Below are 16,405 nucleotides of genomic sequence, written 5' to 3'. Positions count from 1 at the left end.
TCCGTGAGCACGCACGACGGCGTCGTCCGGCTGCGCCTGTCGTCCACCCTGGCAGTGGACGCGACAGCAGGCGCGCTCACGGGCAACGCCTTGGGCAGTCGCAAGGCGCGCACGCTGCTCGCCCTGCTCGCCTCCACGCGCGGGGCAGCCGTGTCCACCGACCGCATCGTCGAGGCGCTGTGGCACGACGAGCCGCCCAGGGATCCCGCGGCCAACGTGGCCACGCTGGTCAGCCGCCTGCGGCGTGCGGTCGGCACCGGCCTCGTCGTGGGCTGGCCCGGCGCATACGGACTGGGCGGCACGTGGTCCCTCGACCTGGAGGAGGCGCGCCAGTGGTGTGTGCAGGCCGCCGGCCGAGCGGCTGCCGGCGAGCCTGCCCTGGCCGAGACCGCGGCCGCCGCAGCCCAGGCCCTGCTCGGCTCCGGCCCTGCGCTGCCGGACGAGGACGACGACGACTGGGTCCTCGAGGTGCGCCGCGAGGCCGACGCGCTGCGTCGCGACGCGCGGCACCAGCGCGTGGCCGCGCTCCTCGAGGTCGACCCGGCGCGAGCGGTCCCGGTGGCCTCTGCCGGGGTGGCGCCGGACCCCTACGACGAGCGGGCGGTGCGCGACCTCATGCGGGCCTTCGCGGCAGACGGACAGGTCGCCGCGGCGCTGGCGGCGTACGACCGGCTCGCGGGGACGCTGCGCGACGACCTCGGCACCGAGCCGGACCGCGCATCGACCGACCTGCACCTCGCCCTCCTGCGCCACCCCGGGCCGACCCGGACGGACGGACGTCCGCCGCGCGCGCCGTCGGCCGCCCCGAGGGACGCGCTCGTGGGCCGCGACGGCCAGCTCGCCGCCCTCCGCGACACGTGGCGCTCGGCCGTGGCCGGCGACGACGTGGACCTCGTGCTGGTCGTGGGGGAGGGCGGCATCGGCAAGACCCGCCTCCTCGACGCCGCGGCCGAGTGGTGCTCCGCCACCGGTGGCCAGGTGCTGCGCGGGCGGTGCCACCCCGCGGAGCGCTCCCTGTTCGTCCAGCCGTTCGTCGACGCCCTGCGCCCCGGCCTCGCCGTGCTCGGGCGTGACGCGCTCGTCGCCGTGCTGCGCGACCACGAGGGCGCGTGGGTGACGTTGGTTCCGGACCTCGGCACGGTCCTCGGTGAGGTGCCGGCGCCGCCGGCGGACCGCGACCTCCAGCGCCGGGCGACGTACGACGCCGTGCTCGCCGCACTGCGCCGGCTCGCTGCCGAACGGCCGCTCGTCCTCGTCATCGACGACCTGCAGGACGCCGGTGCCGCGACGCTCGACCTGCTCGGCTACCTCTCCCGACGCCTCGACGGGTCGCGCGTCCTGCTGGTCGGCGCCGTCCGGAGCGAGGCCGTCGCCGTCGCCGAGCGCCTCGGTGACCGGGTGCGCCGCGTCCCGCTCGGACCGCTCGACACCGCGTCCGTCGAGTCCCTCGCCGCAGCAGCCGGCCTGTCACCGCTGAGCGACCAGGTGATGGACCGCACGGCCGGCCACACGCTCAGCGTCGTGGAGTGCCTGCGGGCGCTCGCTGACGGTGACACCGGGGTGCCGGCCTCGCTGTCGGCCGCGGTGCTCACCCGCGTCGACCGGCTGGGCGCCGAGGCGCGCTCGGTGGTCGAGGCCGGCGCCGTGCTGAGGCGGCGGCTCGACCCGCGACTGCTGGCGGCCCTCACCGAGCTGACGGAGATGAGCGCCACCCGCCACGGGGAGGAGCTCGCGCGGGGCGGGCTCTTCGTCCGGAGCGGTGCGGTCTACGAGTTCGCGAACGACCTCTTCCAGGAGTGCGTGTACGCCGCGCTGCCACCGGCCGTCGCCACGGCCTACCACCGCCGCGCCGCCGACCTGACCAGCGACCGTCCCGAGGTGATGGCGACGCACGCGCACGCGGTCGGCGACGACGCGCGGGCGGCGCGCGGCTGGCTGGTCGCGGCCGAGGAGGCACTGCGCCGGGCGGCGGTGGAGGACGCGCGGACCCTGGTCGAGCGCTGCCTCGCCGTCCCCGACCTCGCCGGGGAGACCCGGGCGCGGGCGCTGCTGGTCCGGGGCCGGGTCCACGAGGCGGCCACGCGGTGGCAGGCTGCGATCCAGGACATCGACGCGGCGCTCGCATGGGCGCGCCGCGACGGGGAGCGCCGGCTCGAGCTCGCCGCGCTGCGCGCCCGCGGGGGCGACGCAGCGGTCGGCGCGCAGCTCGCCGCGGACGAGCTGCTCGGCCCGCTCGAGGACGGAGTCCGGCTCGCCGCCGCGCTCGGGGACCGGAGGGCGGAGGCCGACTTCGCCACCCGGCTCACCGTGCTGGAGGCCAGCCGGCTGCGGCTGGCCGACGCCGCCCGGCGCGCCGAGCAGGTCCTGGCCCGAGCGCGCGCCGCGGGCTCGGAGGACGCCTTGGTGCTGGCGCTGGACGGGGCGAAGACCGTGGCGTGGTACCTCGGGGACGCGGAGGCCCTCGATGAGGTGGTCGTCGAGATGGAGCCGCTCGTGCGGGCGCGCCGCGACGCCTGGCTGCTCCAGTGGGTGGTCTTCGAGTCCGCCTTCGTCCCGGCGGCGTACGACCGGTGGGGCGAGGCGCGCGACCGCGTGGCGCAGGCGCTCGACCTGAACCGTCGCAGCGGCTTCCCGGCCTACGCGGGCTACATCCGGGCGTACGACGGATGGCTGGCGCGCCTGTCCGGAGACCTCGACGACGCGGCTCGCCTCGGCCGTCGGGCAGTGGAGGACACGTCGGCCGTCGACCACCCGTGGTGGCACTCCTGGGCCGCGGGGCTGCTCGCCGCGACGCTGGTCCGCACGGGGGAGACGGACGAGGCGACGGCTGTGGCCCGCGCCGGCCTGGCTGCACGCAGTGGCACGGCGCGACCGGGGCGGCTGCTCTGTGCCGCCGCGCTCGCGACCGTCACTGGTGAGCACGCGGCCGCCGCGTCGGACGCGCTGTCCCGCGTGGACTGCCCTCCCGGCCGCGCCTGGGTGCTCGGCGCGGACGCCTACGTGATGCTGGCGGGATCCGCGGCCGCCCGTGGAGACGGCGACGAGGCCGCCCGGCTCCTCGCGCCCCTGAGGACGGCGACGGCCGGGGCATGGCCCGCGGTACGCGGGCTGGTCGAGGAGTCGGACCATGGCGAGCGGGAGCCGGGTCAGAGCGCCTCCAGCGCCAGCCGGGCGGCGCGCGCGGCCCCGTCGGAGGGCACCGGCAGGTAGTCCACGGGCTGCGCCAGGCAGGCCGCCAGCTCCTCGGCGATGCGGTCGGGGTCGGCCTCGGCGTAGGCGAGGGGGCGGCCGGCGCGGTGCCGGTCGAGCCGGTGTCGCACGTGGACCTGCTGCTCGAAGTGGCGCCCGAGTGGCACGTAGAGGAACGGCCGACGTGCGGCGGTGAGCTCCATCGTGGTGCTCAGCCCGCCCTGCACCACGGCGATGTCGCAGGCCGCGTGGTGCAGGTCGAGGTCGGGCACGAACCCGTGCACCTCGACCCCGTCCGGCAGGTCGAGGGCACCCGGGTCGATCCGCGGCCCGGCCACGACGACCATGCGCAGCCCGGGCACCCGCTGCCTCGCAGGGGCGTACGCCGCCGCCACTCGCCTGAGCAGGTGGTGCCCGACGCCGGAGCCTCCGACCGAGACCACGCAGACGACGTCGTCGTCGGTCCAGCCGAACCGCTCGCGCAGCTCCCCCCGGCGCGCGGGGTCCGGCCGGTCGCCCATGACGTAGCCGGCGAAGTCGAAGTGCTCCTCGGTCCACGACCGCGCCGTCGGCAGCCCCGGTCCGAGCGGCAGGTCGACCACGTCGCCGGGGTCGCCCACGAAGACCGACCGGTCGCGCAGTGACGGGGTGCGGGCGACGTGCTCGACCATCTCGGCGTTGTAGTCCGCCGTCAGCAGGGCCTCCCGCTCCCCGCCCTCCGGCATCGGCACCCACCCGACGAAGTCGGTCATCCAGACGAACGGTGCGCGCTTGAGGTCGGGGTGCTCGTGCAGGAAGTGGTCGAGGTCCCAGGCCTCGTCGCCGATCCACAAGTCGTAGGCCTCACGTTCGACGAGGTCGTCGAAGACCATGAAGTTGTTGACCAGCACCTCGTCCATGCGGCGTACGGCGTCGAAGGCGTGGAGGTCGTGCTCGCCCGACTCCGCCTCGAAGTGGCCGGACTCGCTCGCGAGCAGCCGGGAGGCCGGGTGCACGACCTCGCCGCGCTGCTCGAGGAACGCCGCGACCGGCGACTGGGTCAGCCACTCGACCTCGAGGTCCGGGTCCTGCTGGCGCATCGCGTCGGCGACGGCCAGGTCGCGCCGCACGTGGCCCAGGCCGATGGGGGAGGAGAGGTAGAGGACGCGAGGACGGCGACGACGACGAGGGCGGGGCGGTGCCGGGAACCCGTGGACCCGGTCCACGAAGCGCCTGATCGCCCGGCTCACGGCGACCGGGTGGCGCGCCATCGGCAGGTGGCCGGCTCCCTCGATCACCAGCTGCTCGCCGCCGGTGAGCCGGACCAGGGTGTCCGCGCGTCCGGGAGGCTGGCACCGGTCGTCGGTGCCGCGGACCACCAGGACCGGCGCGGTGAGGCCGGACATGATCTGTTCCCCCTCCTCGACGGTCTCGGGGAAGTAGGCGCCGTCCTCGGCGGTGAGCATGGTCTCGCCCGTGGTCTCGCAGGCGAACCCCACGACGTCCTCGAGCTGCTTGGTGGAGTGCGGCTCGGGGAGCATCTGGTCGAAGAAGAACCGAGGGAACGCCGCCCAGTTGTCGCGCCACACGTGCCGGTTGGTCAGCGCCCAGCCCTCGTAGGACTCCCGCTCCTCCTCGAAGCCCTCCTGTGCCTCCAGTCGCCAGCGGTGCGGCGGGGTGCTGTCCTTGACCCACGGCGCGACCGCGACGATGCCGTCGACCCGCCCGGGGTGCAGGTGGGCGACGAGGATCGCGTGCCAGGCGCTGAGGCAGATCCCGACGAGCGTGGCCCTCTCGAGCTGGAGGTGGTCCATCACCGCGACCGTGTCGGCCACGAACTCGAGGTCGTCGTAGGCCGAGGAGTACGTCGGCCGGTCCGTGCGGCCGTTCCCGCGCGGGTCGATCGTGACGACGCGGTAGTGCTGCGCCAGGTAGGGCACCTGCCCCTTCCACGCCCGGCTGTGCACGATCGTGTCGATCGGGACGAACACCACCGTCGGGCGGGTGGCGGCATCCGGCCCGTCGAACCCGAAGGTCTCGTACCCGATCCGCACGCCGCCGCGCTCGACGTGCCCCTGCTCGTCAGGCTCCCGTGCTCTCACGCGTCCCACCCTCCGCCGTCGCGGTTGCAGTGGCGTTGCAACCATCCCGCAAGCGCTGCAGCGCACCGTCCTCCCACAGCATCCACCCGGATGCCCTTCACGAGGGAGACCCACATGACCACCACCGACCAGACGACCGACCGGGCCACCGAGCACGAGGCCCAGCCGGCGATCGACATGGAGGTGCTGATGCAGTTCGTCGGCAGCTTCGTCGGCGACCTCGGAGCCACGATGGGCGCGGGCAACGTGCTGCTCGGCGAGCGGCTCGGCCTCTACCGCGGCCTCGCAGCCGGGCCCGCGGACGCCCGCGAGCTCGCGACCAGGACCGGCACCGACCCGCGCTACGTGGACGAGTGGCTGCGCGGCCAGGCGGCCGGCGGGTACGTCGAGCACGACCCCGCGTCCGGCACCTACTCGATGACCCCGGAGAAGGCGTTCGCCCTCACCGACCCGGCGGGCCCGGTCTTCCTGCCAGGTGCCTTCGAGCTCGCTCTGGGCGCGCTCAAGGCCCTCCCGGAGATCGAGCATGCCTTCCGGACCGGCGCCGGCTACGGCTGGCACGAGCACGACCACGACGTGTTCACCGGCTGCGAGCGGTTCTTCCGCCCCGGCTACCTGATGCACCTTCTCCCGGAGTGGATCCCAGCCCTCGACGGGATCGGCGCGCGCCTCGAGCGCGGTGCGCGGGTCGCGGACCTCGGGTGCGGCCACGGCGCGTCGACCGTGCTGATGGCGCAGGCGTTCCCCGCCAGCACGTTCGTCGGCTCCGACTACCACCGCGGGTCCATCGAGGCTGCCCGGCAGCGGGCGGACGAGGCCGGCGTGGCCGACCGGGTGCGATTCGACGTGGCCGGGGCGCAGGCCCTGGACGAGCGCGACCTCGACCTCGTCACGACGTTCGACTGCTTGCACGACATGGGCGACCCGGTCGGCGCGGCCCAGCACGTGCGCGGCTCCCTGGCCGCCGACGGCACGTGGATGATCGTCGAGCCCGCCGCCGGCGACACCGTGGCCGACAACCTCAACCCCGTGGGCCGGGTGTTCTACGGCTTCTCCACGTTCCTGTGCGTGCCCAACGCCATGTCGCAGTCGGGCGGCTACGCGCTGGGGGCGCAGGCCGGAGGGTCGGCGATCCGGCAGGTGGTCACGGACGCCGGTTTCACCCGGTTCCGCAAGGTGGCCGAGACGCCCTTCAACCACGTCTACGAGGCGCGCCCCTGACGCTGTCGGATCCCGTTGTCGCAGGTGGCTGCCAAGATCGGGCCATGACCTACGTGGGGGCGGTGCGGGCGGCCCTGGCCGGGGCGGGGGACCCGGCCAGGGCTGCCCAGCAGCAGGCCTACATGAAGTCCGAGCTGCCCTACGTCGGCCTCGGCGCCCCGGCGCTCAAGGCGGTGCTGCGGCCCCTTCTGGTCGAGCACCGCTTCGTCGACCGGGCGCAGTGGGAGGCGGCGGTGCTCGAGCTGTGGGAGGACGCCGAGCACCGCGAGGAGTGGTACGCCGCGATCGCCCTGCTTCGGCACCGGGCCTACCGGGCGTGGCTCGACCCCGACCTGTTGCCGTTGCTCGAGCAGCTCGTGCGCACCGGCGCGTGGTGGGACGTCGTCGACGAGATCGCCGCCCACCCTGTCGGGCAGGTCCTCCTCGACCACCGCGCGGTCGCCACGCCGGTCATCGAGCGGTGGTCGGTGGACCCCGACAGCCTGTGGGTCCGGCGTACGGCGATGCTGGCGCAGCTGCGTCACCGCGAGCAGACCGACGCCGACCTGCTGGAGCGGGTGCTGGTCGCCAACCTCGACGACACGACGTACGGCCGCGAGTTCTTCGTGCGCAAGGCGCTCGGCTGGGCGCTGCGGCAGCACGCACGCACCGACCCGGGCTGTGTCCGGTCCTTCGTCACGACCTACGACGACCGGCTCAGCGGGCTGTCACGGCGGGAGGCGCTCAAGCACCTCGCATGACGTCATGGCCGCCGGTCGCCGGGACGACCGGCGGCCATGACGTCGGCGGAGCTGATCGATGTCGACGCGCTCGTGCCGACTTTCGTGCCTCAGTCACGTCGCTTGCTCGATCTGGCCGAGCCCACGCGCCGCGCTCGTTCCTCGCGTGCCGCTGCTCGCCTCATTAGACCGGGACGAGCTCGACCGCACCCACGGCGTAGCGGGCGAGGATCGCGCGGGCGACCGCGGGGTGCGCCCCGAGCGGGTCGGAGACCGCCACCGCACCGGCCTCGACGGCCAGCTCGGTGGCCCGGTCGGGCAGCCGGCCGGGCGCGAGGAAGAACGACGCCACGGCGATGTGGCGCTTGCCCTCGGCGCGGAAGGCTCGCACCGCCTCGCCGGCGGCCGGGGGAGCGGCCGAGGCGAAGGCCGCGGTGACGGGCAGCCGGTGCCGCGCGCCCCACGTGCGGGCGATGCGGGCGACCGCCTGGTTGGCCAGCGGGTCGGACGAACCGGCGGCAGCGAGCACCAGCGCGTCGAGCTCGCGCACTCGGGCGGCCTTCAGCGCCTCGCGCAGGCGGACGTCGAGCACCTCGAGGAAGGCCGCCTCCATGCCGAGGATCCGGCTGGCCTGGATGCGGACGCCCTCGTGGCGGGCCATGGCGGCGGCGATGGCCTCCGGCACGTCGACCTTCGCGTGGTAGGCCTCCGTCAGCAGCAGCGGGACGACGACGATCTCCTCGTGACCGGCCTTCACCAGGCGGTCGACGACCGTGTCGAAGCTCGGCTTGGAGAGGTCGAGGAAGGCCGTCTCGATCTTGAGGTCGGGGCGCATCGCCTTGACCTCGGCGACGAGCGCCTTGATCGTCGCGGCCGAACGCGGGTCCCGGCTTCCGTGGGCCAGGGCAACCAGAGCAGGAGCAGCCATCAGAGGTGCCTCCGTTCGTGTGTGGTGCGGTGGTGCTTCAGGTGGGGGTGCTGCTGCGGGGCGACGGCGTTGTCGCCCCGGTGGGTGAAGTCGTGGGTTGGTCTCGACTCCGGGGTCCCCGCGGCGTTGTTCGGGGGAGCGGAGCGGAGGAGAAGAACGTCGTGGGGTGATCTCATGCGTGGATCCCGCACTCCGTCTTGGACGTGCCGGCCCAGCGGCCGCTGCGCGGGTCGTCGCCGGGGGCGACGCGGCGCGTGCAGGGCCAGCAGCCGATGCTCGGGTAGCCGTCGTGGACGAGGGGGTTCACCAGCACGCCGTGGTCGAGGACGTACTGGTCGACCTGCTCGTCGCTCCACCGGGCCAGCGGCGAGACCTTGACCTTGCCCTTGCGGGCGTCCCAGCCGACGACCGGCGCGATGACCCGGTTGTGGGTCTCGGCGCGGCGCAGGCCGGTGGCCCAGGCGTCGTACTCCGCCAGCGTGTCGGCGAGCGGCTTGACCTTGCGCAGGGCGCAGCAGAGGTCGGGGTCGGTCTTGTAGAGGTCCTTGCCGTACTGCTCGTCCTGCTCGGCGACGGTGAGCGAGGTGCTCACGGTCCGCAGGTTGACCGGGAGGGTCGCTTCGACGGCGTCGCGGGTGCCGATGGTCTCGACGAAGTGGTAGCCGGTGTCGAGGAACACGACGTCGATGCCGGGCGCGACCTTCGAGGCGAGGTGGGCGAGAACGGCGTCGCCCATCGAGGACGTGATCGCGAACCGGTCGCCGAACGTCGCGACGGCCCACTCGATGATCACCTCGGCCGGCGCCAGCTCGAGCTCGGCGCCGACGTGGGAGACCAGCTCGCGGAGCTCCTCGGGCGCACGGCCCTCGGTGTGCGTGCCCTTGAAGTCGCGGGCGGCGCGGGTGGAGAGGCTCATGGTGCGCCTCCCTCGAGGGCGGGGTCCGTACCGGGGTGGGGGATCATCCCCGTCATCTGCACCGTGAAGCTGCGCAGGCACGAGCGGCACTCCCAGGCCCCCGCACCCTCGCGGGGGAACAGGTTCTCGTCCCCGCAGTAGGGGCAGTGGAAGGGAACGGCTCGTTCGGACATCAGACCGCCACCGGCTCCCCGCGCAGCAGGACCTCGTCGGCGCGGGCCACCCAGGCGGCGAACCGCTCGCCCTCGGTCCGGTCCTGGAGGTACGCGCTGACGACGGCCGAGACGTAGTCGTCGAGGCCGGCGCTGGTGACCTTGTGGGCGCGGAGCTTGCGGCCCATGGCGGGGTTCAGCCCGAGCGCGCCGCCGAGGTGCACCTGGAAGCCCTCGACCTGGTGACCGTCGGCGTCCATCACGAGCTGGCCCTTGAGGCCGATGTCGGCGACCTGGGTGCGCGCGCATGCGTTGGGGCAGCCGTTGACGTTGACCGAGATCTCGGTGTCGAGGTCGGGGAAGCGCTTCTCGAGCTCGGTGACGAGCCGGCGCGCACGCTCCTTGGTGTCGACGATCGCGAGCTTGCAGAACTCGATGCCGGTGCAGGCCATCGTGGAACGGCGCCAGTTGCTCGGGCGGGCGGTGAGGCCGATCTTCTCGAGGTCGTCGGCGAACGCCTCGGTGTCCTCGGCCGCGACGCCGATCACGACGAGCTTCTGGTACGCCGTCAGCCGGGCGCCGCGGGCGTCGTACCGCTCGACAAGGTCGCCGAGCGCGCTCAGCGTGGTGCCGTCGATGCGCCCCACGACAGGTGCTGCGCCGACATAGAACCGGCCGTCCTGCTGCTCGTGGATGCCGATGTGGTCGCCCTGGGTGGTCGGCGCCTCGGGGGAGGGGTTGTCGACGAGCGCGCGGTGGAGGTACTCGTTCTCCAGGACCTCGCGGAACTTGTCCTTGCCCCAGTCGGCGAGGAGGAACTTCAGGCGGGCCTTGGAGCGGAGGCGGCGGTAGCCGTAGTCGCGGAAGATGCCGGCGACGCCCTCCCAGGCATCGGCCACCTCGTCGAGCGGGATCCAGACGCCCAGCTTGTGGGCGAGCATCGGGTTGGTGGACAGGCCGCCGCCGACCCAGAGGTCGAAGCCGGGGCCGTGCTCGGGGTGGACGGTGCCGACGAAGGAGACATCGTTGACCTCGGGCGCGACGTCGTGGCTCGGGTGGCCGGTCAGCGCGGTCTTGAACTTGCGCGGGAGGTTGGAGAAGTCGGGGTTGCCGAGGATGCGGCGCTTGATCTCCGCCAGCGCCTCGGAGCCGTCGATGATCTCGTCCTTGGCGATGCCCGCGACGGGGGAGCCGAGGAAGGGGCGCGGGCTGTCGCCGCACGCCTCGAGCGTGGTGAGGCCGACGCCCTCGAGGCGCTCCCAGATCGCCGGGACGCTCTCGATCTCGATCCAGTGGTACTGGATGTTGTTGCGGTCGGTGATGTCCGCGGTGTTGCGGCCGTACGCCGTCGACACCTCGCCCAGCGCCCGGAGGGCGGCTGCGTCGAGGATCGCGCCGTCGGTGCGCACGCGCATCATGAAGAAGCGGTCGTCGAGCTCCTCCTCCTCGAGCTGCGCAGTCTTGCCGCCGTCGAAGCCGGGGGCGCGCTGCGTGTAGAGGCCCATCCAGCGAAAGCGACCACGCAGGTCGGCCGGGTCGATCGAGTCGAAGCCCCGGCGGGAGTAGGTGTAGAGGATGCGGTCCCGCACGTTGAGCGGGTCGTCGTCCTTCTTGGACTGCTCGTTCTTGTTGAGCGGCTCGGTGTAGCCGAGCGCCCACTGACCCTCGGCGCGCTTGGGGCGCGGGATCTCGGTGTGCTGGGCGGCCTGGGGCGTGAACCGGAGGTCAGGCATGATCAGGAATTTCCTGTTCGCTGAGGAGTGCCGCGCGCGACGTTGAGCGCGGAAGGGATGCAGGGGCGGCGTTCAGCGATGCCAACAGGTCGCGCTGCCCACGCGCATGAGGTCGACGTGACGTCGGACCACAAGGTGTGCGTGGGTGGAAGCGGTGACCATGTCAAGAAGTCTCAGGGAATGGACACACGTTCCACAAGGTGAAATCTTGCCATTCGAGACGACGAGCCACTATGTGAGACGACGCCTGCCGGGTCCCGCCCGGTCGCGGCCCGGAGTGCGGCCCAGGTCACACCGTGGTTACGCGCGGGTACGCCGCTCGCACGACGCGATGCCCAGCCAGGTGTGCCGGTTGCCCCACCAGCACCAGCCCAGCTTCGGGGCGTGGCGACGCTCCCGGCCGTCGCGTCCGGTCCCGCTGCTGATCCACAGCGCCGGCGTGCGGGCGTCGTACGACCCGTCGGCCCGACGCAGCCGCGAGCCGGGTGTCATGAAGCAGGCGTTGCGCTCGAGGGCGCCCGGGTCCTGCAGCACCCAGTGCAGCCCCTCGGTCAGCGTCAGGGGCGAGCGGCCCGCGGCCAGGACCTCCGGCACCGACTCCGCGGGCGTCCGGTTGAGGAACGCATCGCCGCGGTCGAGCCCCACGACGGCGTACGGCGCCGGCGGCACCTCGACGGTCGGGGCGAAGCCGTCGACGTCGGTCATGTCCTCCACGACGAAGCCCGGCTTGTCGCCCAGCCTGAGCAGCGGAGCGAGCTCCGAGGCGGGCGCAGAGGTCATCAGGAGGGAGCCTGAGGGGCCGGAGGCGGCCGCCTCGTGCAGCACGTCGGCCGGGATCCCGGCGAGGTCGTGGACGCCGAGGCGGACGAGCCGCTCGGCCTGGTCGGGGAGGGAGGGGAGGGCCACGAGGGCTCAACGGACCGGGCTCTGCTGGCGTTCCCGCCGGACGGTGTCCAGCGCCTGCGGGCCGCGGCGCAACGGCGCCCGGGGACCTCTAGGCTGTGGGCCATGACGGACTCCCTGATCAGCAGTGCGTACTCCCAGGCCCTCGAGGTCATCGCCTCGGTCGAACCCCGCATCGCGGAGGCCACCCGCCAGGAGCTCGCCGACCAGCGGGCCTCGCTCAAGCTGATCGCGTCGGAGAACTACGCCTCGCCGGCCGTCCTGATGACGATGGGCACCTGGTTCAGCGACAAGTACGCCGAGGGCACCGTCGGGCACCGCTTCTACGCCGGCTGCCAGAACGTCGACACCGTCGAGTCGCTCGCCGCCGAGCACGCCCGCGAGCTCTTCGGCGCGCCCTACGCCTACGTCCAGCCGCACTCCGGCATCGACGCCAACCTCGTCGCCTTCTGGTCGATCCTCGCCAACAAGGTCGAGACGCCCTACCTGCAGAAGATGCAGGCCAAGAACGTCAACGAGCTCACCGAGGCCGACTGGGAGACGCTGCGCCACGAGTTCGGCAACCAGCGCCTCCTCGGCATGTCGCTCGACGCCGGCGGCCACCTCACGCACGGCTTCCGCCCCAACATCAGCGGCAAGATGTTCCACCAGCAGCAGTACGGCACCGACCCGGAGAGCGGGCTGCTCGACTACGACGCCGTCGCTGCCAAGGCGCGGGAGTTCAAGCCGCTGGTGCTCGTCGCCGGCTACTCCGCCTACCCCCGCCGGGTGAACTTCGCGAAGATGCGCGAGATCGCCGACGAGGTCGGCGCCGTGCTGATGGTCGACATGGCCCACTTCGCCGGTCTCGTCGCGGGCAAGGTGTTCACCGGCGAGGAGGACCCGGTCCCCTACGCCCACATCACCACGACCACCACCCACAAGTCGCTGCGCGGCCCGCGCGGCGGCATGGTGCTGGCGCAGGAGGAGTTCGCCGCCGACGTCGACCGCGGCTGCCCGATGGTGCTGGGTGGCCCGCTGTCGCACGTGATGGCCGCCAAGGCCGTCGCCCTGGCCGAGGCCCGGACCACCGAGTTCCAGGACTACGCCCAGCGCATCGCCGACAACGCCAAGTCGCTGGCCGACGGCTTCCTGACCCGCGGCGCCAACCTGGTCACCGGCGGCACCGACAACCACATCGTCCTGCTCGACGTGTCGTCCTTCGGCCTCACCGGTCGCCAGGCCGAGTCGGCGCTGCTCGACGCCGGCGTCGTCACCAACCGCAACTCGGTCCCGGCCGACCCCAACGGGGCCTGGTACACCTCCGGCGTCCGGCTCGGCACGCCCGCGCTCACCACCCGCGGCTTCGGCCACGACGAGTTCGACACCGTGGCCGAGCTGATCGTCGACGTGCTGTCCAACACCGAGGCCGGCACCACCAAGGCCGGCGGGCCCAGCAAGGCGTCGTACGTGCTGGGCGACGGAGTCGCCGACCGCGTCACCAAGCGCTCGGCCGAGATGCTCGACAAGCACCCCCTCTACCCAGGCCTCGTCCTCAGCTGACCGGGTCGCTCCCGGGCGGCAGGGCCGGGAAACGCACGTGGGCGGGGTCGATGTTGACCTGCCAGGCGCGCCACCCCAGCCAGATCCAGGCGGCGAAGTGGGCCGCGCCCACGACCACCGCGCCGACGGCGGCGGCCCAGCCACCCGCGGGCCAGAGCACGAAGGCGGCCAGGCCCGCCGCGACGAGGGTGTTCACCACGATGATGAACATCGCCGAGCTGGACAGCACCTGGCTGGCGCTGCGCCGGGTCGAGCCCATCGTGTAGGTCTGCCCGATGCCGTCGTCGTCGTCGGTCAGGCCGGTGATGAAGTAGGGCGCCAGGGTCGGGTCGATGTCGACGTACGCCGCCCGCAGCCGGTTCATCCCCTTGATGAACATGTAGTCCTCCTGGCTGGCGTTGTGCACCCGGAAGGACGTGAGGGTCCCGGCGACCAGCAGGGTCAGCCCCAGCGCGATCGCCAGCAGCCGGAAGGTGGGGGAGTACGACAGCGCCTGCCCGGCCAGGGCGAGGAACAGCAGCGTCGCCGAGGTGAACATCAGCTGCGAGGTGATCCGCCCGATCACCTCGCTCCAGGTCTGGCTCCGCACGGCCAGCAGGCCCCAGTGCTCCGTCGCGAGGATCTGCGCCCGCACGGCGGGCGACACGGGCTCGGGGCTCGGCTGGCTCATGGCGCCTCCTGGTCGATCCACGGTAGCCCTGCATCCGCCCGCCCGGCATCCCCGATTCTGCCGTAGCCGCGCGGACACAAGTCCGCCCGCCGAGGGCGCTCACGCAGCGACGGGCCACACAGGAAGAAGTTCTGTCCGCGCGTGTACGCCAACCGCACGGCAGAGAACGGCGCGAACCCACGCGGGTCGCATCATGACGTCGTCCCACGTGAAGCGGAGCACCATCCAGCCGTCGGCCGTGAGGAGCGTGTAGCGCCGCACGTCCTTGACGAAACCCCTGCGGTCGCCGTGCCACTGCCACGAGTCGCACTCGATGACGATCCGACGCTCACGGTCCACCAGGTCGGGGCGCGCCCAGACGTGGTCACTCGACAGCACGAGCTGTGGTGTGACGGAGAGACCCGGCACCTGCAGGCAGATCGCCCGCATGACCGACTCGAACGGGTTCGCGGCACGTGCGTCCGCCTGCTTGCCGATGCGGCGTACCTTGGCGCTGCCCGCTCCGCGTGCCGTGGCCATCACCCGCCGGAGCGTCGGTATCTCCCCATGTCGCAGCGCGGAGTCCGCGACTGCAAGTGCCTCGTCGTCCGGCAGCGACCGCAGGCACTGCAGCAGTGTCAGCTCGCGACTCGTGGCGATGCCGGTGACATCGTCAGGTCCGAGGTCGGCCCGGTGCACCACCACCTCGCGCCGGCCGAGCCGGGGAACGTTGCGCTTGCGGGGGAAGACGACGTGGGGGATCGGCGGGACGGTCTTGACCTCCCAGCCGTGGTGCACGGCGGCGCTGGTCAGGCTCAGGTGGCCGTTGAGCCGGTGGGCTGTGGCGGCAGCCTGCTCCACACCGGGGAGCGCATAGCGGCCCTGTCCGACCCGTCGGAGTGCCCCTCGTGCCATTGCCCGGTCGACGTCTGCGCGCGAGGTCGCCCGGATCAGGTCGGCCCGGGTGGCCAGGCCTCCTGACCGCTCGATCACGGTGATGACGTCCACCCCTGCAGCATGGACGGACTCCGCGTGAGTGCGCTGGACTCATCCACAGCCCGCAGACGCGCGGACACAACCCGCGCTCGCGCCATTGGCTCAGGCGGACCACCCACCGTAGGGCGGACTTCTGTCCGCGCGTCTACGAGGCGTGCACGAGCGAGGAGTAGAGGTCGAGGGTGCGGGTGGCGATCGAGCCCCAGCTGAAGGACTCCTCCGCCCGCCGGCGACCAGCGACGCCGTAGGCACGGGCGCGGTCGGGGTCGCTGACGGCGTCGGTCAGGGCGGCGGCGAGGTCGGCGACGTAGCGCTCGGGGTCCAGTGGGGTGCCGGTGCCGTCGGTGGCCTGCTCGATGGGGACCAGCCAGCCCGTCTCGCCGTCGACGACGACCTCGGGGATGCCGCCGGTGGCGGTGGCGACGACGGCGGTCTCGCAGGCCATCGCCTCGAGGTTGACGATGCCGAGCGGCTCGTAGATCGAGGGGCAGGCGAAGACGGTGGCGGCGGTCAGCAGGGCCACGACGTCGGGGCGGGGCAGCATCTCGGCGATCCACACGACCCCGGAGCGCGTCGCGGCGAGGTCCTCGACGAGGCCGCGGACCTCGGCCTCGATCTCGGGGGTGTCGGGCGCGCCGGCGCACAGCACGAGCTGGACCTCGGGCGGCAGCGCCGCAGCCGCACGCAGGAACAGCGGCAGGCCCTTCTGGCGGGTGATCCGGCCGACGAAGATGACGCTCGGCCGGTCGGGGTCCACTCCGAGCTCGCGGACGCGATCGGGGTTCGGCACGGGCGCCCACTCCGTGGTGTCGATGCCGTTGTGCACGACGTGCACCCGCGCGGGGTCGACCAACGGGTAGCTGCGCAGGACGTCGTCGCGCATCGCGGCGCTGACCGCGACGATGCCGGCGGCACCCTCGTACGCCGTCCGCTCCGCCCAGCTCGACAGGGCGTAGCCGCCGCCGAGCTGCTCGGCCTTCCACGGCCGCATCGGCTCGAGGGAGTGGGCGCTCACCACGTGGGGGATGCCGTGCATCAGCCCGGCGAGGTGGCCGGCCATGTTGGCGTACCAGGTGTGCGAGTGGACCAGGTCGGCCCCGGCGCAGTCGTCGACCATCGCGAGGTCGACGCCCAACGTGCGGATGGCAGCGTTGGCTCCGACGAGCGACTCCGGCTCGGCGTACGCCGTCGTGCCGGGCTCCGAACGCGTCGCCCCGAAGCAGCGCACCCGTGCGTCGACGTCGGGCTGCACCCGGAGCGCGCGGACCAGCTCGGCGACATGGACGCCTGCGCCGCCGTAGACCTCCGGTGGGTACTCCTTGCTGAGGACGTCGATGCGCATGCGCCGAACCTAGCCGCAAAACACAGACCCGAGG

General features: G+C 73.1%; 13 protein-coding genes. 4 read left to right on the top strand and 9 right to left on the bottom strand.

Annotated elements, in window-relative coordinates; genetic code table 11:
* Positions 1 to 3: 3 nt before the first annotated feature.
* Positions 4 to 3,210: an ATP-binding protein gene (locus JOD65_RS15630; RefSeq protein ID WP_191195833.1), complete on the top strand. Its 3,207-nt coding sequence runs from the start codon at positions 4 to 6 to the stop codon at positions 3,208 to 3,210.
* Here JOD65_RS15630 and JOD65_RS15625 read toward each other — a convergent pair.
* The gene (locus tag JOD65_RS15625) at positions 3,147 to 5,270 is read right to left on the bottom strand and encodes an alpha/beta fold hydrolase (protein WP_307821210.1); all 2,124 of its coding nucleotides are present in this window, start codon (positions 5,268 to 5,270) and stop codon (positions 3,147 to 3,149) included. The genes JOD65_RS15630 and JOD65_RS15625 overlap by 64 nt on opposite strands.
* Before the next feature lie 114 nt (positions 5,271 to 5,384).
* Here JOD65_RS15625 and JOD65_RS15620 point away from each other — a divergent pair, with 114 nt between their 5' ends.
* Positions 5,385 to 6,491 carry a class I SAM-dependent methyltransferase gene (locus JOD65_RS15620; RefSeq protein ID WP_191195831.1) on the top strand — a complete coding sequence of 369 codons (1,107 nt, stop codon included), beginning with the start codon at positions 5,385 to 5,387 and terminating at the stop codon, positions 6,489 to 6,491.
* A 44-nt stretch (positions 6,492 to 6,535) separates the two neighbouring features.
* Complete coding sequence (locus JOD65_RS15615; protein ID WP_191195830.1) at positions 6,536 to 7,231, top strand: DNA alkylation repair protein; 696 nt, start codon at positions 6,536 to 6,538, stop codon at positions 7,229 to 7,231.
* A 163-nt stretch (positions 7,232 to 7,394) separates the two neighbouring features.
* Here JOD65_RS15615 and JOD65_RS15610 read toward each other — a convergent pair whose 3' ends face one another.
* The 5 genes from JOD65_RS15610 to JOD65_RS15595 form a co-directional block, all read right to left on the bottom strand.
* Positions 7,395 to 8,138 carry a sirohydrochlorin chelatase gene (locus JOD65_RS15610; RefSeq protein WP_191195829.1) on the bottom strand — a complete coding sequence of 248 codons (744 nt, stop codon included), beginning with the start codon at positions 8,136 to 8,138 and terminating at the stop codon, positions 7,395 to 7,397.
* 172 nt (positions 8,139 to 8,310) lie between these two features.
* Positions 8,311 to 9,054, bottom strand: a complete 744-nt coding sequence (locus JOD65_RS15605) for a phosphoadenylyl-sulfate reductase (RefSeq protein WP_191195828.1) — start codon at positions 9,052 to 9,054, stop codon at positions 8,311 to 8,313.
* A gap of 172 nt (positions 9,055 to 9,226) precedes the next feature.
* Positions 9,227 to 10,939 (bottom strand): nitrite/sulfite reductase, encoded by a 1,713-nt coding sequence (locus JOD65_RS15600; RefSeq protein ID WP_191195827.1) that lies wholly within the window; start codon positions 10,937 to 10,939, stop codon positions 9,227 to 9,229.
* A 72-nt stretch (positions 10,940 to 11,011) separates the two neighbouring features.
* Positions 11,012 to 11,101, bottom strand: a complete 90-nt coding sequence (locus JOD65_RS24195) for a putative leader peptide (protein ID WP_363321295.1) — start codon at positions 11,099 to 11,101, stop codon at positions 11,012 to 11,014.
* A 138-nt stretch (positions 11,102 to 11,239) separates the two neighbouring features.
* Complete coding sequence (locus JOD65_RS15595; protein ID WP_191195826.1) at positions 11,240 to 11,845, bottom strand: DUF5701 family protein; 606 nt, start codon at positions 11,843 to 11,845, stop codon at positions 11,240 to 11,242.
* A gap of 102 nt (positions 11,846 to 11,947) precedes the next feature.
* Here JOD65_RS15595 and JOD65_RS15590 point away from each other — a divergent pair, with 102 nt between their 5' ends.
* Positions 11,948 to 13,384, top strand: coding sequence for a glycine hydroxymethyltransferase (locus JOD65_RS15590; protein ID WP_191195825.1), 1,437 nt, complete (start codon positions 11,948 to 11,950; stop codon positions 13,382 to 13,384).
* Here the strand turns inward: JOD65_RS15590 and JOD65_RS15585 are convergent.
* From JOD65_RS15585 to glgA, 3 genes are all read right to left on the bottom strand, one after another.
* Positions 13,377 to 14,054: a hypothetical protein gene (locus tag JOD65_RS15585; protein WP_191195824.1), complete on the bottom strand. Its 678-nt coding sequence runs from the start codon at positions 14,052 to 14,054 to the stop codon at positions 13,377 to 13,379. The genes JOD65_RS15590 and JOD65_RS15585 overlap by 8 nt on opposite strands.
* Before the next feature lie 99 nt (positions 14,055 to 14,153).
* The gene (locus JOD65_RS24095; protein ID WP_191195823.1) at positions 14,154 to 15,041 is read right to left on the bottom strand and encodes a DUF559 domain-containing protein; all 888 of its coding nucleotides are present in this window, start codon (positions 15,039 to 15,041) and stop codon (positions 14,154 to 14,156) included.
* A 133-nt stretch (positions 15,042 to 15,174) separates the two neighbouring features.
* A complete protein-coding gene (glgA, locus tag JOD65_RS15575) occupies positions 15,175 to 16,371 on the bottom strand; it encodes a glycogen synthase (RefSeq protein WP_191195822.1) in 1,197 nt (398 codons plus the stop codon).
* Positions 16,372 to 16,405: the final 34 nt, after the last annotated feature.

Origin of the sequence: Nocardioides cavernae, from assembly GCF_016907475.1 — a bacterium.
GTDB lineage: Bacteria > Actinomycetota > Actinomycetes > Propionibacteriales > Nocardioidaceae > Nocardioides > Nocardioides cavernae.
The sequence above is the reverse complement of the archived record's forward strand: the minus strand, read 5'-3'. Positions and strand labels throughout refer to the sequence as shown.